The organism is Telmatospirillum siberiense, assembly GCF_002845745.1.
Taxonomy (GTDB): domain Bacteria; phylum Pseudomonadota; class Alphaproteobacteria; order Rhodospirillales; family Magnetospirillaceae; genus Telmatospirillum; species Telmatospirillum siberiense.
Window position 1 is genome coordinate 219,655 of record NZ_PIUM01000002.1, and the last position, 17,073, is coordinate 236,727.

At 60.1% G+C, this 17,073-nt stretch carries 16 protein-coding genes; 8 read left to right on the forward strand and 8 right to left on the reverse strand.

The genetic code is table 11. The annotated features are described in order from the left end of the window. Positions 1-11 precede the first annotated feature (11 nt). The 5 genes from CWS72_RS02910 (at position 12) to CWS72_RS02930 (ending at position 5,240) form a co-directional block, all read left to right on the forward strand. On the forward strand, positions 12-737 hold the full coding sequence (locus tag CWS72_RS02910) for a PIG-L deacetylase family protein (RefSeq protein WP_101249059.1): 726 nt from the start codon (positions 12-14) through the stop codon (positions 735-737). Continuing rightward, the gene (locus CWS72_RS02915; RefSeq protein ID WP_101249060.1) at positions 734-1,438 is read left to right on the forward strand and encodes a 4-carboxy-4-hydroxy-2-oxoadipate aldolase/oxaloacetate decarboxylase; all 705 of its coding nucleotides are present in this window, start codon (positions 734-736) and stop codon (positions 1,436-1,438) included. Before CWS72_RS02910 ends, CWS72_RS02915 begins: the two co-directional genes overlap by 4 nt. A gap of 42 nt (positions 1,439-1,480) precedes the next feature. After that, the gene (locus tag CWS72_RS02920; protein ID WP_101249061.1) at positions 1,481-2,749 is read left to right on the forward strand and encodes an MFS transporter; all 1,269 of its coding nucleotides are present in this window, start codon (positions 1,481-1,483) and stop codon (positions 2,747-2,749) included. A 183-nt stretch (positions 2,750-2,932) separates the two neighbouring features. Further along, positions 2,933-4,564 carry a methyl-accepting chemotaxis protein gene (locus CWS72_RS02925; protein ID WP_158240483.1) on the forward strand — a complete coding sequence of 544 codons (1,632 nt, stop codon included), beginning with the start codon at positions 2,933-2,935 and terminating at the stop codon, positions 4,562-4,564. A gap of 169 nt (positions 4,565-4,733) precedes the next feature. Beyond that, a complete protein-coding gene (locus CWS72_RS02930; RefSeq protein WP_101249063.1) occupies positions 4,734-5,240 on the forward strand; it encodes a DUF1993 domain-containing protein in 507 nt (168 codons plus the stop codon). 72 nt (positions 5,241-5,312) lie between these two features. On the opposite strand, the gene CWS72_RS02935 is transcribed toward CWS72_RS02930, so the two are convergent. The 8 genes from CWS72_RS02935 to CWS72_RS02970 form a co-directional block, all read right to left on the reverse strand. After that, positions 5,313-6,488 (reverse strand): acetyl-CoA C-acetyltransferase, encoded by a 1,176-nt coding sequence (locus CWS72_RS02935; RefSeq protein WP_101249064.1) that lies wholly within the window; start codon positions 6,486-6,488, stop codon positions 5,313-5,315. A gap of 59 nt (positions 6,489-6,547) precedes the next feature. After that, positions 6,548-7,204, reverse strand: coding sequence for a 3-oxoacid CoA-transferase subunit B (locus CWS72_RS02940; RefSeq protein ID WP_101249065.1), 657 nt, complete (start codon positions 7,202-7,204; stop codon positions 6,548-6,550). Continuing rightward, entirely contained in the window at positions 7,197-7,859 is a 663-nt protein-coding gene (locus tag CWS72_RS02945) for a CoA transferase subunit A (RefSeq protein ID WP_101249066.1), read from the reverse strand. Before CWS72_RS02945 ends, CWS72_RS02940 begins: the two co-directional genes overlap by 8 nt. A gap of 80 nt (positions 7,860-7,939) precedes the next feature. Further along, positions 7,940-8,584 (reverse strand): CoA-transferase, encoded by a 645-nt coding sequence (locus tag CWS72_RS02950; RefSeq protein ID WP_101249067.1) that lies wholly within the window; start codon positions 8,582-8,584, stop codon positions 7,940-7,942. 12 nt (positions 8,585-8,596) lie between these two features. Beyond that, the gene (locus CWS72_RS02955; RefSeq protein WP_101249068.1) at positions 8,597-9,253 is read right to left on the reverse strand and encodes a CoA transferase subunit A; all 657 of its coding nucleotides are present in this window, start codon (positions 9,251-9,253) and stop codon (positions 8,597-8,599) included. A gap of 2 nt (positions 9,254-9,255) precedes the next feature. Then, the gene (locus tag CWS72_RS02960; protein ID WP_101249069.1) at positions 9,256-10,425 is read right to left on the reverse strand and encodes a thiolase family protein; all 1,170 of its coding nucleotides are present in this window, start codon (positions 10,423-10,425) and stop codon (positions 9,256-9,258) included. A gap of 82 nt (positions 10,426-10,507) precedes the next feature. Continuing rightward, the gene (locus CWS72_RS02965) at positions 10,508-11,353 is read right to left on the reverse strand and encodes a beta-keto acid cleavage family enzyme (protein WP_101249070.1); all 846 of its coding nucleotides are present in this window, start codon (positions 11,351-11,353) and stop codon (positions 10,508-10,510) included. Between the two features lie 161 nt (positions 11,354-11,514). Next, complete coding sequence (locus tag CWS72_RS02970; RefSeq protein ID WP_199175520.1) at positions 11,515-12,429, reverse strand: enoyl-CoA hydratase/isomerase family protein; 915 nt, start codon at positions 12,427-12,429, stop codon at positions 11,515-11,517. A 934-nt stretch (positions 12,430-13,363) separates the two neighbouring features. On the opposite strand from CWS72_RS02970, the gene CWS72_RS02975 reads away from it, so the two are divergent. From CWS72_RS02975 to CWS72_RS02985, 3 genes are all read left to right on the forward strand, one after another. Next, positions 13,364-14,755: a carbohydrate porin gene (locus CWS72_RS02975; RefSeq protein WP_158240484.1), complete on the forward strand. Its 1,392-nt coding sequence runs from the start codon at positions 13,364-13,366 to the stop codon at positions 14,753-14,755. 140 nt (positions 14,756-14,895) lie between these two features. Further along, positions 14,896-16,557: an FAD-dependent oxidoreductase gene (locus CWS72_RS02980; protein WP_101249073.1), complete on the forward strand. Its 1,662-nt coding sequence runs from the start codon at positions 14,896-14,898 to the stop codon at positions 16,555-16,557. A gap of 107 nt (positions 16,558-16,664) precedes the next feature. After that, a complete protein-coding gene (locus CWS72_RS02985; protein WP_101249074.1) occupies positions 16,665-17,042 on the forward strand; it encodes a cytochrome c3 family protein in 378 nt (125 codons plus the stop codon). Positions 17,043-17,073 lie beyond the last annotated feature (31 nt).

Consider the following 17,073-nt stretch of genomic DNA (forward strand, 5'->3'; position numbering starts at 1 on the left):
AACATTCCACCATGTCCAACTCGTCTAAAACCGCCCTGGTCATCAGCGCCCACTCGGCAGATTTCGTCTGGCGCGCCGGTGGGGCCATCGCGCTTTACGCGTCGCGCGGCTACGCGGTCAGCGTCGTTTGCCTGTCCTTCGGCGAGCGGGGAGAATCGGCGAAGCTTTGGCGGCAAGCCGGCATGACCCTGGATCAGGTCAAGACGGCCCGCCGCGATGAGGCGGAGAAGGCGGCGGAGATCCTGGGGGCCAAGCTGCGCTGTTTCGATCTGGGTGATTACCCGTTACGGGTGCCCGACGAGACGATCATGGAATTGGCCGATCTCTATCGGGAGATCGCTCCGGAATTCGTCCTCACCCATTCGCTGGACGATCCTTACAATTTCGACCATTCGCTGGCCTCCCGCGTTGCCCAGGAGGCCCGCATCATCGCCCAGGCCCATGGTCATCGGCCCGAGCTGACGCCGGTGCTGGGGGCGCCGCCGATCTTTCTGTTCGAACCGCATCAGCCCGAGCAATGCCATTGGCATCCCAATACCCTGCTCGACATTTCGCCGGTTTGGGACAAGAAGCGCGCCGCCTTCGAGACGATGGCGGCTCAGGAACATCTCTGGGAGTACTACACCCGCGTCGCCCTGCAGCGCGGCGTGCAGGCCTCGCGCAATTCCAACCTGAAAATTCGCTACGCCGAAGGCTATCAACGGTTGTTTCCGCAGGTCACGGAGGAACTGGCATGACCACAGGAATCGTCGTCACCAGGAAACCGAGCTTCTCCAAGGATCTGGCAGAGCGTTTGGCCGGACTTGGGGTGGCGACGGTGCATGAGGCGATGGGACGGAGCGGCCTCATGCGCCCTTATCTGCGCCCGATCTATGCGGGGGCGCGTATCGCCGGACCGGCGGTGACCATCCTGGCGCAGCCGGGTGACAACTGGATGCTGCATGTGGCCGTCGAGCAATGCTCTCCCGGCGACGTCGTGGTGCTGGCCTGCACCACGGAGAATAACGACGGCATGTTCGGCGACCTGCTGGCGACATCGATGAAGGCCCGCGGCGTCGCCGGATTGATCATCGACGCCGGTTGCCGCGATACCGATACGCTGCAGGGCATGGGATTTCCGGTCTGGTCGAAAGCCATCCATGCGCGGGGCACGGTCAAGGCGACGTTGGGCTCGGTCAATGTGCCGATCATCTGTGCCGGCACTCTGGTCCATCCCGGCGACGCCATCGTCGCCGACGATGACGGCGTGGTGGTGGTGCCCAATCGGGCCGTCGAACGAGCCGTCTCGCTGGGCGAGGAGCGTGTCCGCCTGGAGGAAGCCAAGAGGGCCCGCTTGGCCGCCGGGGAACTCGGTCTCGATATCTACAACATGCGTCCGAAGCTTGAGGCCATGGGACTGCGCTATGTCGAATCGCTGGATGAGGTGGACCCAGCGTAGCAATAACGCGGCAGAAAATAACCGATTTGGGGAGGTCGAAGAATGTTGACTTGGTTCACTCAGCTCTCGAAGCAGGAGAAATGGACCTTCTGGGCCTGTTTCAGCGGCTGGGGGCTCGATGCCATGGATACCCAGATGTACGCCTTGGCCATCCCCACGCTGATTTCATTGTGGGGAATGAGCAAGGGGCAGGCTGGCATTCTGGGCACCGCCGTGCTGATCATGGCGGCCCTCGGCGGTTGGCTCGCCGGAATGCTGTCCGACCGTATCGGCCGGGTTCGCGTTCTGCAGATCACCATCCTTTGGTTTTCCGCCTTCACCTTCCTTTCCGGTCTCACCAATTCCTTCTGGGAACTGCTCGCCGCCCGCAGTCTGCAGGGCATCGGCTTCGGCGGTGAATGGGCTGTCGGCTCGGTCCTGATCAGCGAGGCGATCAGCCCCCGGGTGCGCGGCCGGGTCGTCGGCGCCATCCAGGCAGGTTGGGCTATCGGCTATGGCATCGCGGTGCTGATATCGACGGTTCTGTTCAGCCTGTTGCCGGCGGACCTCGCCTGGCGCGTCTTCTTCTTCATCGGCCTGCTGCCGGCACTTCTGGTGCTGTGGATCCGCCGCAACATCCAGGACGCGGCGATCTTTCGGGAATCGCGACAGGCCACGGGCGGCGCGCCCACCGTTTCCGTCTGGCAGATTTTCGGCCGGGCGCATCTCGCCACCACGCTCAAGGCTACTCTGCTGACCACGGGGATCTACGGCGGCAACTATGTGATGATCACCTGGCTGCCGGCCTATCTGAAGATGTCGCTGCATCTTTCCGTCCTTAATGTTGGCGCCTATCTCGCCGTCAACATTCTGGGCAGTTTCGCTGGCGCCTTTCTGAACGGCTGGATGGCCGATTTTCTTGGACGCCGCAAGACCTTCATGGTGAACGCCTGTCTCCAGGTCATCGCGGTCGGCATCTACACCATGGCTCCGATCAATACGATCGCCATCTTCTTCATGGGTTTCGTTCTGGGAACCCTGCAATCGGGCACGGCGGCAGGGACCGGCGCCTTCCTGGCCGAGTTGTTCCCGACCCATATCCGCGGCACCGCCCAAGGTTTCTGCGGCAACGGCGGCCGGGCCATCGGGGCGGTGATGCCGGCGCTGGTCGGCATCATCAGCGCCGACATGCCGCTCGGCGCCGCCATGGGGCTCGGCGCCTGCTCCGCTTATTTCGTGGTGGTCGTGTTTGCCGCCCTGCTGCCGGAAACCCGTGGTCGGGATCTGCGTTCGATGACCGTGGCCGCCGACGACAAGCCTTCCGGGAACTGACGAAAGGTCTTCGAAAACGGATAGGCGCCAGTTGTCGGCGTCCTGTCCGCGATGCCCGTGTTCCCCGCCTGACGCCATCCGTCAGGCGGGTCGTTGTTTTGTTTCAGTTCGGGGAGCATGGCGCCCATGGTTGCTCTTTTCAGTCGAATTACGTCAAAGATCCTTGTTATTCCGATTGTCGCGATGCTCGCCTTGGCCCTGGTCGGAGCCGCTTCCGTCCATACCATCGGGGCGATCACCACCGACGAACATCAGTCTCGGGCCCGGATCGCGGCGGAGATCGCCGCGACCATCGTCGAGGGTTTCGAGGCCAAGGTGGCGAAGGGCGAGATCGCCGATGCCCAGGCCCAGGAGATGGCCAAGGACATCCTGCGGAGCTTGCGTTACGACGGCAGCGAATATGTGACGGTCCACGATCTGGCCAACGTCACCCTGGTCAACGGTCCTTTCCGCCAGCAGGAGGGCAAGTCATCGGCGGACGCCAAGGATCCGAACGGCACCTATTTCGCCCGCGACATGCTGGCGCAGGCGAAATCGGGTGGCGGGTTCAATTATTATCTATGGCCGAAGACGGCCAATACGCCGCCGGTGCGCAAGGTCGCCTATTCAAAAATGGCGGCCGGCGACTGGAAGTGGGAAGTGACGTCGGGAATCTATCTCGATACGGTCGAGGCCGCGTTTCAAGCCAACGCCTGGCGGATGGGGGCCGCAGTGGCGGTGCTGGCCCTGCTGACCCTGGGACTGGCCGTCTGGTTCGGTCGTGGCCTGATCCGCCCGATTCTTGTCTTGACTACGGTGACCCATCATCTGGCCGAAGGCGATTTGACGGTGGTCGTTCCCGGTCGTGAACGCAGGGATGAGATGGGGACTCTGGCCAAGGCGATCGATGTGCTGAAGGAAAAGTCGGTCGAGGCCGCTCACCTGCGTGTCGCTCAGGATCGCATGAAGATGGAGGCGGCGAAGGAACGGCAGGCGGCAATGCATGCGCTGGCCGATGGCTTCGAGTCCTCGGTCAAGAAAGTGGTCGATAGCATGGGGGCCTCGGTGAGCGATATGGAAAACTCGGCCAATGTTCTGAGTTTGGCGGCCGAGGAGGCCAACGGACGGACGACCTCGGCCGCCGTCGCCGCCGAGGAGACCAGCGCCAATGTCAGTACGGTTTCGGCGGCGACCGAGGAGCTCTTCTCCTCGATTCAGGAAATTTCGCGCCAGATCTCCCAATCCTCGATGATCGCCACTGACGCCGTTTCCGAGGCCGAGCGGACCAACCAGGCCATGGCGGCTTTGGAGGATTCGGTCAAGCGGATCGGCGACATCGTCGAATTGATCAACAGCATCGCATCCCAGACCAATCTTCTGGCCTTGAACGCCACCATCGAGGCGGCCCGTGCCGGCGAGGCCGGCAAGGGCTTCGCCGTCGTGGCATCGGAAGTGAAATCGCTGGCCACGCAAACGGCGCGTGCGACCGAGGATATCCAGGCCAAGGTCGCGGAGATCCACACGATGACCGGTTCGGCGGTTTCAGCTATCCGAGGTATCGGTGAAACAGTGGGGCGGATGAATGAGATCACCACCACCGTCGCCGCCGCCGTCGAGGAGCAGGGCGCTGCGACCCAGGAAATTGCCGGTAGCGTGCATCAGGCGGCGGAGGGAACGCGGCAGGTCTCTGACGACGTGTCGGTTGCCCAGCGCGCCGCGTCGAAGACCGGTTCGGTGGCTGCGAATGTTCTGGGGGCTGCCGGCTCTCTTGCCCAAGAGGCCGAACGGCTCCGGGCCGAGGTTGATTGTTTCCTGCAAGGCGTGCGAGCCGTATGACCTGAGCGGTTCGCCCGTAACGGCCGCCCTTGGGGCGGTGGCCAGACCGATGGATATCGGCGTCCGGCGGGCACAATGAGGGCGAGCCACCGAAGTGGCTCGCCGGTATAATAAGGCCTCAACCAATTGAATTGTGCCAGGAACCATCCATTCTGCCGGAGTTGTTACCATGTCCCTTTCCATGTACCAGGTCTCCATCCCCGTTTTTCAGCGGACCTTGAACAGTCTCTCGGTTCTTCTCGAGAAGGGTGCCGCTTTTGCCGAGGCCAGGAAGATCGATCCTTCGGTGCTGCTCAACGCGCGCCTGGCTCCCGATATGTTCCCGCTGGTCCGCCAGGTTCAGATCGCCAGCGACACGGCCAAGGGGGCAGGGGCCCGGCTGGCCAACATCGACATCCCCAGCTTCCCGGATGAGGAGGCGTCGTTTGCCGATTTGCAGGCCCGGATCACCAAGACCCTGGATTTCCTGAACGGCATCCACGCGACGCAGATCGACGGCAGTGAAGAGCGGACCGTCATCTTGAAGACCCATAGCGGCGAGGTGAGCTTCACCGGACAGTCCTATCTGCTGTTCTTCGCCCTTCCCAACTTCTATTTCCACGTCACCTCGGCCTACGCCATCCTGCGGCACAACGGAGTGGAGATCGGCAAGCTGGATTATCTGGGCGGTCTTTAACCGGATTTCACCACGAAGGCGCGAAGACGGGATCGCCTCTTCGTCATCTTCGTGGTGAGTTTTCCGTTGCCGTTAAGGACGTTCGACGCAGAGCGCGATTCCCATGCCGCCGCCGATACATAAGGTGGCCAGTCCCTTCCTGGCGTTCTGTCGGCGCATCTGATGGAGCAGCGTGACCAGGATGCGGGCGCCCGACGCGCCGATGGGATGGCCGAGCGCGATGGCGCCGCCGTTGACGTTCACCTTGGCGGTATCCCAGCCCAGGTCGTGGTTGACGGCCAGGGCCTGGGCGGCGAAGGCTTCATTCGCTTCGATCAGGTCGAGATCGTCGATGTTCCAGCCGGCCTTCTTCAGCGCCAGGCGGCTGGCGGGAATCGGCCCCGTGCCCATGATTGCCGGATCGACGCCCGCCGTCCCCCAGGAGACGATGCGGGCCAAGGGCTCGATGCCGCGTTTGGCGGCGTTCTCTTCGCTCATCAATAGAAGGGCGGCCGCGCCATCATTGAGACCCGAGGCGTTGCCGGCGGTCACCGTGCCGTCCTTGGAGAAGGCCGGGCGCAGCTTGGCCAAGCCTTCAAGCGTCGTTCCCGCCTTGGGGTGCTCGTCGACGGAAACGACGGTTTCGCCCTTGCGTCCCTTGATCGTCACCGGGGCGATTTCATCGGCAAAGCGCCCCGCCGTCATCGCGGCTTCCGCCTTTTGCTGGGACGCAGCGGCGAACGCATCCTGCATCTCGCGCGAGAGCGACCACTGCTTTGCGATATTTTCGGCGGTAACGCCCATGTGATAATCGTTGAAGGCGTCCCACAGGCCGTCCTTGATCATCGTATCGACAAACTCGGCCGCCCCCATCCTGACGCCGCCCCGCAGATGCGCCGCATGCACGGACTGGCTCATGCTTTCCTGGCCGCCGGCAATGACGATCTCGGCGTCGCCCATTCCGATGGCCTGATAGCCGAAGGCCACCGCCCGCAAGCCGGACCCGCAGACCTGATTGATGGTGATGGCGGATCGTTCGACCGGAATTCCGGCATCGACCGAGGATTGCCGTGCCGGGTTCTGGCCCTGGCCGGCCGTCAGAACCTGCCCCAGAATCACTTCGCTGACTTCCTGGGGGGCCACCTTGGCGCGTGACAGCACCTCACGGATGGCGATTTCGCCCAAAGCGCGGGCGGAAAGGGGGCTGAGCGCGCCGTTGAAACTTCCCACCGGCGTGCGAACGGCTTCTGCGATGACGATTGCTGACATGATTTTGGGTCTCTATTTTTTCGAGTTCAATATCGAACCCATTCCTCGCCGGGAACGGGTTAGGCCGCTACCGCCATGACGGAAACGTCGTCGGGGACGATCAGATGCGCCTGGGTCGCCGCCAGAACCTGATCGACGCTGACGCCGGGGGCCACCTCGCTCAGCACCAACCCCTCCGGCGTCGTCCGGATGACCGCCATTTCGGTCACGATCAGGTCGACACTGCGGATCGACGTCAGCGGCAAGGTGCAGCGCTTGAGGATTTTCGGCGCTCCCTTCGCGGTGTGGGTCATCGCCACGATGACCCGCTTCGCTCCGGAAACCAGGTCCATCGCGCCGCCCATTCCCGGTACCATCTTGCCGGGAACCATCCAGTTCGCCAGTTGTCCCAGTTCGTCCACCTGCAATCCGCCCAACACGGTGATGTCCAGATGCCCGCCCCTTATCAGGCCGAAAGACATCGCCGAATCGAAGGCGAAAGCTCCCGGCAAGGCGCCGATGGGCGCGCCTCCGGCATCGGTCAGGTCGGCCGACGGCGACACGCCGGCGGGAAGCGCCTGCATGCCGACGATGCCATTTTCCGATTGAAAGGAGACGTCGATGCCGGGCGGCAGATATTGGGCGACCATGGTCGGAAGCCCGATCCCCAGATTGACCAGATCGCCATCCTTCAGTTCGAGGGCGACACGCCGGGCGATCAGTGTCTTGTCATCCATTCTTTTTCTCCTGAGGCACGAGATAGTCGACGACCACATGAGGCGTGACGACGGAATCGGGATCGATAGCGCCGACCGGAACGATATCCTCGGCCTCGGCGATCACCACCTCCGCCGCCATGGCGATCAGCGGATTGAAGTTCCTTGCGGTAAAGGCGTAGGAGAGATTGCCGCGATAGTCTGCGCGCTTGGCATTGACCAGGGCGAAGTCGGCGCTGATCGGAAGTTCGACCAGGAACGTCCGCCCGTCGATGTCGATGGTCCGTTTTCCGTCCTCGACGACGGTCCCCACGCCGGTCGGCGTCACGATGGCACCCAGACCGAAGCCTGCGGCCCGGACCCGTTCGGCCAGGGTCCCTTGCGGCACGAGATCGACCTCAAGACTGCCCGCGATCATCTGGGCCTGCGTTTCCGGGTTGGTCCCGATGTGACTGGCGACCACCTTCTTCACCAGCTTGGCGGAAATCAGCTTGCCGATGCCGACGCCCGGCCGCGCCGTGTCGTTGGCGATCACCGTCAGATCTTTTTTTCCTTGGCGCACCAATTCGTCGATCAGGCCGTGCGGCGAACCGCACCCCATGAACCCGCCGATCATCAGAATTGCTCCGTCCGGAATTCGGTCCACAGCTTCTTTTATTGTCGTCGACTTGCTCATCGAAGGTCTCCGCAGAGCTTGAATTGGCCAAATGACTTTGTTTGGAAGGGGAGGGCGGTCGATGTCGGGCACCCCTAAATTTATCGTTCCATTTGCTTGAGAGAGCTGGAAACGATGAGGCGCGGCTCGACCTGACGCTGAATATCCTCAGGGGAAAGCCCGTCCAGGACTTCCACCAGCAGCAAACCCTGGGGCGTCACATCGATCACGCATTGTTCCGTCACGACGTGGTTGACGCAGCGTTTTCCCGTCAGCGGATAGCTGCAGTCCTTGACGATTTTCGGGGAACCGTTCTTGGCGCACAATTCCATGGCCACGATGACTTTGCGGACGCCGTTGACGAGATCCATGGCTCCGCCCATGCCAAATTTCCCGCCGGGCCGCGTCCAATTGGCAAGATCGCCGTTTTCAGCGATTTGCAGTCCACCCAGCACCGTGGCGGCCAGCCTTCCCGAGCGCACAATGGCGAAAGACTCGGCGCTGTCGAAGGCGCAGGAACCGAAGACCGGGACGAATTCGGTGGAACTGGCGTTCGAAAAAGCTTCGACTTTTTGAACTCCGGTCGCCGCCGGACCAACGCCGATAAAGCCGTTTTCCGTGTGAAACATCACGCCCGGCACGGCGTAATCCGAGCACATGCCGGGAATGCCGACTCCAAGATTGACCACATCGCCGGCCTTGAAATATTCGGCCGCTCTTTTGGCGATTCTGTTGCGGATATCCATGCGACTGCCCCCCTACTTCGCCAAAACCATATCGACATAGACGCCGGGAGTGCCGATGCGATCGATGCCGATCTCGTCCACGTCCATCAGCATGTCGGCGTCGACCAGGGTGAGGTCCGCCGCCGTCGCGATCAGCGGATTGAAGTTTCGCATGGTCCCCCGGTAAGCGAGATTGCCCAGGGGGTCGGCCATCCGTGCCCGGACCAGCCCGATATCGGCGCGCAAGGCGGTTTCCAGCAGATATTTTTCGCCGGTGCCGTTGACTTCGACGATCTGGCGTCCCTCTTCCACCACGGTTCCCAGGCCCGTCTTGGTGAGCACGCCCCCCAGTCCGGCGCCGCCGCAACGGACACGCTCGACCAGGCTGCCTTGCGGAACGAACTCCACCTCGATCTCGCCGGCCTCCAGCATGGCCACCACTTCGGTATTCCTGCCGATGTAGGAGGTGATGATCTTGTCGACCAGACGATGATGGAACAGGCGCCCCAGGGTGAGATTGGCGTCGGCGGAGTCGATGGAAATGACGGTAAGATGCCTGGCTCCGCTGTCGATGACGCATTGGATCAGGGCGTTGGGGGTGCCGTGGTTGTGCATTCCCCCGCACATCACCGTCTGACCGTCCTTGAACTGGGCGATGATTTCATCGCGCGATCGGATTTTTCCCGGCATGATTATTCTCTCGTCAGAAGCACGGCCACGCCCTGTCCACCGCCGACGCAGAAAGTGATGACGGCCTTGTTCAGATTGCGGCGTTTCATCTCATAGAGCGTTTTCGCGGTCAGGATGGCGCCGGTGCCGGCCAGGGGATGCCCCATGGCGATGGCGCCGCCGTTGGGATTGACCCTGTCGATGTCCATGCCGATATCCCTGATGCAGGCCAGCGACTGGGAGGCGAAAGCCTCGTTCAGCTCCCACAAATCGATGTCCTGGACCGAGCAGGCGGTCTGCTTCATCAACTTGGCGGTCGCGGCGATGGGACCGACGCCCATGATGTTGGGATCCACGCCCGCGGCGGCATAGCCACGGAAGACGCCGAGGATCTCCAGGCCGGCTTTTTTGGCGAGAGCGCGCTCCATGATCACCATGGCACCCGCCCCATCGCTCATCGGCGAGCTGTTGCCGGCGGTGACGATGCCGTCCGAGATGAAACATGGCCGCAGGGCCGACAACGTCTCCACGCTACAGTCGGCCCGCACCGATTCATCGCGGGTGACCACGGTATCGGTGCCCTTCTTGCCCTTGATCACGATGGGCACGATCTGTTCGTCGAAGAGGCCGTCCTTCCAGGCCTTTGCCGCCAACTGATGGCTGCGGGTCGAGAACACGTCGAGCTCCTGACGGGTGAAGCCATATTTTTTGGCAACATTTTCGGCGGTGATGCCCATGGTCACATGACCGATACGATCCGGCGCCGTGTGGATGTCGACGAACTGGGGCGGCTGCACCGAATAGGCGACGTCGCATTTCTCCAGCGAATAGGTGCGCCGGGAATCGCTTTCCACACCGCCGGCGACGATGATGTCGGCGAAACCGGCCATGATCTGGATGGCGCCATAGGCGAGCGCGTTGAGGGAGGCGGCGCACTGTCGGTCCAGCGTGATACCCGGTACCGAAAGGGGCAGATCCGCTTCGAGCGCGACCATCCGGCCCATATTGTTGATTTCGTTGTTCATCAGATTGCCGAAGATCACGTCATCGATCCTTTCCGGATCGATTTTCGCCCGGCGCACAGCTTCCTTCACCGCCACGGCGCCCAGAATATGCGCGGGCACCGATGCCAGTGTTCCGCGACATCTGCCAATCGGCGTCCGTACCGCCGATACGATTACGGCCTCTCTCATAAAAATGGCTCCATCTCTTCGACGCCTTTTTCCGGCGTTGTCGTGGCGGGGAAGCTGCCCCGACGATTGATCGTTCCCGGGGTCAACGCCTGAGCGGCTTGATGCTTAGGATCTCTCTCGCCTCGGCGGGGGTCGCGGGGGCCTTCCCGAAGAGACGAATGGCCTCGGCGGCTCGTTCCACCAGTTGCACGTTGGTGGCCTTCACGCCCTTGCTGAAATAGACGTTGTCTTCCAGTCCCACGCGCACGTTGCCGCCCAGGGCCAAGGCGCCGTAGAGAATGGGCAAATGGTCTTTGCCGATGCCGAAGGCCGACCAGGTGGAGCCTTCGGGAATCTTGGACTTGAGATAGAGCAGGTTTTCCACCGTCGCGGCCATGCCTCCCAGTACGCCGAGGCAGAACTGGAAGTGACCGGGTTGGGTGAGCTTGCCCTGGCGGACGAAGTAATCGGCAATACCCAGCATGCCGGAATCAAATATCTCGATTTCCGGCTTGATCCCGCGCGAGGTCAAAACGTCGCCAAGCTTGGCGAGAAACTGCGGAGAATTGATAAACACGCCGCCCGGCATCCAATTGAAGGAGCCCGCGTCATAAGACGCCATCTCGACGCCGCTCAGCGTGGAAACATGCTTCATACGCTCATCGTCACTGGCACGATTGTCGCCGGAGGTGGTGCAGTTGATGACGACGTCGCAATCCTCGTAGGCCCGGATCAGCCTGATGGTTTCCGCAAATTTGGCGGCATCCATGGTCCCCAGGCCATGGTCGTCGCGCATATGCAAATGCACCACCGCCGCCCCGCTTTTCCAGCAGGCATAGGCGTCTGCGGCGATCTCGGCCGGAGTGAGCGGGATATGCTCGTTGACGTCCTTGGGCGTAACGGCACCGGTGAGGGCCGCCGTGATGATGACTTTGTTTTCCGTACCCATTTTCTCTTCCTCTTCCGCGGAGGGGGAATTCCCCCTCCGCGGCACGGGTCTCATCCGTAACTGTCGTCCGGTTCCCGCCTTGTTCGGCACGCGGCACACAAGAGGCGCCTCGTGTCGGACCAGAAAAACCCGCAGAGGGGCAAGGCGAGGCCGAAAGGCTTTTACTTGATCTCGTCTTCCGCCTGGCCGCCGTTGAGCCTCGGACGAATGACCTTGCCCTTCTTCTCGGCGGCCTTGACGAGTTCGGCCTCTTCATGGGCCCAGTGCCAATAATTGACTTCATGAGGAGAGTGCTCGGTGGCGGTCACGAACATCTCGGTGGCGAAGGCATTGCGCAGTTCGTTCGCGATGTCTTCCTTCCAAGCCTTGCGGAGTTGCTGGGTGGTGATGCGGCGGGTGACGCGGGTGCCGGTCCGCATGATGAGCTCGGCGATTTCCCGGGCCCGCGTGTAGCAGGCTTCCGTATCCGGGCAAATCTCGTTGACCATCCCGAGGGCAAGAGCCTTGCGGGCGGTGATGATCTCGCCGGTCAGCTCCGCATAGGCGTAGCGCTTCCGGCCCATGAGCTCTCGCCAGGCGATCTGGATCCCGTCGCCGGGGACCATATTGACGCGGAAGTGCATCTCGGTCGTCCAGGCGTCCTCGGTACAAAGGGTGATGTCGCTGAAGAGAACGAGGTCGGTATGGAAGGCGGCGCCGTTCCAGACACCGATGGTCGGGACCTCGACATCGAAGACCTGGCCTTCGATGTCGTTCGTGCCGTCATAATACTGGTACTCGTACATCTTCCAGGCTTCCGCCGGAGCCGAATTGAACTCCGTGGCGGGGAGCCATTTTCCATCGGTGTCAACGCGGCCGATGCCCTTCATGAAGTCCTTGCCCGTGCCGCCGAGGATGATGACCTCGTTGTCCGGGTCACGTCCGGCCCAGTCGAAGAAGTAGTGAAGGGCCTGGTGAGCGGGGGCGCCCCACTGCAGGCTGTCGCCGTTGGTGTGAAGCCGTGCTTCGAGAATGCCGTTCTCCCGCTTCATGGTGAAGCAGTGTTTGAGCCTTTCCGAATATTCCGCGAAAGTCATGTGCGGAATTGTTCCCAATTCCTTATGGGACATTTCTTTCCGCTTTCCGGCGTCAGACTCGTAATTTCCTCTAATCATGTTTCTCTCCTTTATTAAAAAAACCAACCCAGTCTGATGGCACCTTTCATCTTCGAAAGCGCAGTCGTGTCGGTTCTCCCGCTCCATCCCTGCCGCTGAGTGGGATAAGCGTCTGGGGGGCGTTTCGCCGCCTGGGTGCAGCTCGAATATTCATGGGGCATGCGACTGTTTAACTCGAAGATACGGATCTCAGGATCTGAAGTAGAGAGCTCGTCGTCTTTGGCTTTGACATGAAAAATGTTGGTAACGATTTCTTTGTCTTTTTAAGGACAAGGAAAAACGTACCATCGGGCAAAAAATGGGAGAAATTCTTTTTATTTACTCAGTTATGTGCTTCCGACATAACCGTTCCGGCGGGAGCGCAGCCATAAGAAATCATCCTTAAGACCGGCATCCATGGGCCTGTGCCAACCGGATACGTGTCTCGATACGCCCTTTTCTCCTGATCACGCCGTCGCAAGGGATCGAGCTATTGTGTTTATGTCATCCCAGCATAAGCACGATGTATAAAAAGAATTAGTGTCAAGACAATAATTCTCATAGCTTTGTTATGTCATCGGCACCGGTACTTGTAAAATGATGACGTGTATATTTTTAATATAAAATGGACTCAAATCTTATTGAGCATGAAATATGTACAATAAGATGTCTGACAAATAGCACATATAACAAATAAAAATCGTCGCATGACAGGTCGGCGATGACGGGATCGTGTTCGATTTGAACCATCCCTGGGGCCGCTGATCAGTCCAAATGGCCGACGGGTGTCCTGTCCGACACAACGTCGGTTCGGTAATTGACAATCAGAAGTGGGGGGGTAATCACCATGAGGCAATCAAGAATAAAAGTATCGGAATTGGCAATCGTCTCCGCGATTGCTTTGTTGGCGTTCGCGCCCGCGTCCGTGGCGCAAGAAGCGCCTGCGACGGGGAGCGATGTGGGATCGGATGTCATGGACTTTCTCAATGGCCCCGGCGTGCCCGGGCCATTGGCCCCATTGGGGAAGAAACTCCATGCCGCCGGCTTCACGCCAAAATTAAATATGATCGCGGTGGACATCAACAATCTAAGCGAAGGCGAAAAAACCGGTAAACACGAATCGCTGATGATGTTCAATGTTGGTCTGGATACCGATTTGGAAAAACTGATCGGCTTGAATGGTTCGACCATCCATTTCAATTATCTTTACGTGCCTGGGCCGCACGACAACGGCAATTATTTCGGATCCTACGGGGCTGATTCGCTTGTCGGAAACTCCGGGCCGTTCATCCCTTATGTGTCGCATATGAATCAGTTCACCTGGGAGCAAAAGCTGTTCGGCGATCGGTTGGATTTGGAAGCCGGCAAAAGCAATCCGGGAAATTATTTTGCGAAGTCGCTCTGTAACCAGCCCTTTGTTTGCCAGGGGATCAGTTTGCAAGATGGCGCCGGATTCGCCCCGCCTCCCTATGCGAATCTTGGAGCGCGCGCCGCCTATAAGATAACCCCGGAGGTCACCGCGCAAGGCGGCTACTGGCGATATAATACGGCGTTTCCTTTCTCCAAGGGTTGGGAAGGGTGGACCGGTAGCGTCAGTACTCCCGCGGCCTTCGGCAGCCAATATATCGTCCATCCCAACGTCGGGATGTATTTTGGAAATGTGACCTACGAAACGACCTATAAGACCGATCGCTATCCAAAATATTACGAATTGATGTTCTATCATAACGACGGAAAGCAAATCGATATGCTGACGTCGAAGACCCACGATGGGGCGGATGGAATGTATATCGGCGGTCGCCAGACCGTCTGGCGTGAAGCGGGCGAGAGCCTGGCGCCGCGCCCGACCGCGGTCAGCGTCTATGGCAGCCTTTATGCCAGCTTCGATCCCAATGCCGGAGTGCCTGGCGCCTACAGCGTCCAGGACGAAGTGGATACCGGGATCACCCTGGAAGGGCCTTTCCACAGCCGGCCGTTTGACAGCTATTCGGTGAAGTTCATCTGGCAGCATGTCTCGTCCCACCAGCAGCAATTCATGAAAACCTTCAATACGAATTACACGGTGGGTCCCGACGAGAAGGCGTTCGGAGTGGATGCCAACTTCATGCTGGCCGGCAGCGTCATCCTCAGCCCGTGGGCGCTGTATGTCTTGGACCCCAACGCGCTGCAAGCCACGGAAAACGGCGTCTCCTACAACGGCAATCCGAAAAGCGGCTTCGCGGTCGGCGTCAATCTCGTCGTGCTCTTGGACAAGATGCTCGGCCTATAGGGCTCCCGGGGCCCCTTTGTCAAAAGGGGCCCCGATCCGTTGACGCGGCCTGGACAATCGCGCCGCCATTCGATCGCGGGGTTGCGGAAGGGCCAAAAACAAAGCGATTTGGACGACTTCCTTTTTGGAAAGGACACAGCATGTCACAGAAGAATGATGAAACGATCCAGGCCAACAGCCGTCGGGATTTCCTGAAGGGATCTCTGGTCGCGGGTGTGGCCGGTGTCGCCTCCGCTGCTGGCGTCGCCGGTGTCGCGGCCGCCGCGACGCCCGCCCCCGATGCCCAGAAGGCCGCGGCGGTCTCGGCCAAGCCAAGTTGGGAAAATCCGCCCGAACCTATTCCCGAGAGCCAGATCAAATCGACCGTGACCGCCGATATGGTGATCATTGGCGCGGGGATCGCCGGACTGGTCGCCGCGCATGCCGCCTCCGAGCAAGGCGCCAAGGTCGTGGTGTTGGAGAAATTCAGGACGTTCTCCGTTCGCGGCAAGGACAACGCGGCCGTCAACACCAAGGTGCAGAAGGCGGCAGGCTATACGATCGATCCCGAAATGCTGATCGCCGATTTGATCGCCTATTCGCAGAACCGTGTTCACCAGAGCCTTGTGCGGATGTGGGCCTATCGGAGCGGAGAGGTCTTCGATCATTACATCGATCTTTGCGAGGCCAACGGTCTTGGCGTGAAGGTTCTTCCTCCCTACAACGTTTCACGGACGTCGCCTGGCTATCCGACCGCCCATAACTGGGTCAAGAAGGGCGGGGCCGAGAGCATGGGCAGTGAGTATATTCTCACGGAAGTCTTCTTCATGGAGCTGCTCGAGCGCTGGGTCAAAGAGAAGGGGGCCGAGATCCACTACAGCGCGCCGGCCCAACAACTCATCAAAGACAAAAGCGGCCGCATCACTGGCGTTATCGCCAAGGTGAAGGGGGGCTATGTCAAATATCTTGCCACCAAGGCGGTGATCCTCGCCACGGGCGGTTATAGCGAAAACAAGGAAATGCTCCGCGCCTGGGCGCCATGGGGCGAATATGCCGAATCGCAGGTCTATACGCCGCCCGGCGGAAATATGGGGGATGGCATCAATATGGCCTGTTGGGCCGGTGCGGCACTGGCGAACGCGCCATTCGCCATCATGACCCACACCATTCCCGCTCCGCCCTTCGGCAATGATTTGATGGTGGCCAACCAGAACCTCCTGCATGTCAACCGGCTTGGCCTTCGTTATGAAAACGAGAACCAGCCCGATCCGACCCAATGCTGTTCGCGTTTCGCGCAGCCGGGACGGAAGGCATGGGCGATCGTCGATTCCAAGTATGAAAAAGACATGTCCTCCCTGCAAACCAGCATGGGCGGGCCGGTCGTCGAACCGATCGCGATGCTGGAAGAATCGGTGGAAAAGGGGCGGGCCTTCAAGGGCGATAGCATTGCAGCACTTGCCGCCAAGGTGGGCATACCCGCCAAGGCTCTGGAAGAAACCGTGGCGCGCTACAGCGAACTCGCCCGCAAGGGCAAGGACGAGGATTTCGGCAAAGAGCCCAATCTCATGTACACCATTGAACAGGGACCGTTCTACGCCATTCCGATCCATGCGCAGCTTCTGGTCAGCGTCGGCAGCATGAATGTGGATCCGAATATGCAGTGTCTCGATAAAGACGACAATCCGATCCCCGGTCTTTACGCCATCGGCAACATGATGGGCAATTTTTTCGGATCCGATTATCCGCTGATCGCGCCCGGATTAAGCCATGGGCGTGCCATCACGCTCAGTTACATTCTCGGCCAGCAACTCGCCAAGGCGTGATCGTCCGTCCGATCGCGAGTGCCTGAGAGAGGCCGAAAAGTAAGAAGGGGTTCGCCGCAGGGCGGACCCCTTTGGGGCGATATCGATTGAAGGAACAGGGGACCTTTATGTCTCTAAGAAGCTTTATTCTTTGTACGTTGTTGGGTTTGGTTTTGGCGGCATCCGCCGCTTTCGCCGGACAATCCAAATCCTTTACCTCCGACCAGCCGCCCTTCACCGCCGATCTGCACAAGAGCGCGGGGGTGAGTTGCGTCGATTGCCATGGTGAGGGAAAGAAACAATCCGTCGATACCGATCAGTGTCTCGAATGCCATAAGTCGTTCGAGAAGATCGCGAAGAAGACCGCGGATATGACCCCCAATCCTCATGACAACCATTTGACGAAGTCATCGGCGGAGTGCAACCAGTGCCACCAAGGGCATAAAGCCAATGAAAACATTTGCGTAAAGTGCCATTCGGAGATGGTTCTCAAAAGAAACAAGTAAATAACTGGTAATTAGCCGCCATCGCGTAAGC

Bases quoted from the DNA above. Each gene is read 5' to 3' on its own strand.
- CWS72_RS02910 (WP_101249059.1), top strand. From the start codon at position 12: ATGTCCAACTCGTCTAAAACCGCCCTGGTCATCAGCGCCCACTCGGCA.
- CWS72_RS02915 (WP_101249060.1), top strand. From the start codon at position 734: ATGACCACAGGAATCGTCGTCACCAGGAAACCGAGCTTCTCCAAGGAT.
- CWS72_RS02920 (WP_101249061.1), top strand. From the start codon at position 1,481: ATGTTGACTTGGTTCACTCAGCTCTCGAAGCAGGAGAAATGGACCTTC.
- CWS72_RS02925 (WP_158240483.1), top strand. From the start codon at position 2,933: ATGCTCGCCTTGGCCCTGGTCGGAGCCGCTTCCGTCCATACCATCGGG.
- CWS72_RS02930 (WP_101249063.1), top strand. From the start codon at position 4,734: ATGTCCCTTTCCATGTACCAGGTCTCCATCCCCGTTTTTCAGCGGACC.
- CWS72_RS02935 (WP_101249064.1), bottom strand. From the start codon at position 6,488: ATGTCAGCAATCGTCATCGCAGAAGCCGTTCGCACGCCGGTGGGAAGT.
- CWS72_RS02940 (WP_101249065.1), bottom strand. From the start codon at position 7,204: ATGGATGACAAGACACTGATCGCCCGGCGTGTCGCCCTCGAACTGAAG.
- CWS72_RS02945 (WP_101249066.1), bottom strand. From the start codon at position 7,859: ATGAGCAAGTCGACGACAATAAAAGAAGCTGTGGACCGAATTCCGGAC.
- CWS72_RS02950 (WP_101249067.1), bottom strand. From the start codon at position 8,584: ATGGATATCCGCAACAGAATCGCCAAAAGAGCGGCCGAATATTTCAAG.
- CWS72_RS02955 (WP_101249068.1), bottom strand. From the start codon at position 9,253: ATGCCGGGAAAAATCCGATCGCGCGATGAAATCATCGCCCAGTTCAAG.
- CWS72_RS02960 (WP_101249069.1), bottom strand. From the start codon at position 10,425: ATGAGAGAGGCCGTAATCGTATCGGCGGTACGGACGCCGATTGGCAGA.
- CWS72_RS02965 (WP_101249070.1), bottom strand. From the start codon at position 11,353: ATGGGTACGGAAAACAAAGTCATCATCACGGCGGCCCTCACCGGTGCC.
- CWS72_RS02970 (WP_199175520.1), bottom strand. From the start codon at position 12,429: ATGACTTTCGCGGAATATTCGGAAAGGCTCAAACACTGCTTCACCATG.
- CWS72_RS02980 (WP_101249073.1), top strand. From the start codon at position 14,896: ATGTCACAGAAGAATGATGAAACGATCCAGGCCAACAGCCGTCGGGAT.
- CWS72_RS02985 (WP_101249074.1), top strand. From the start codon at position 16,665: ATGTCTCTAAGAAGCTTTATTCTTTGTACGTTGTTGGGTTTGGTTTTG.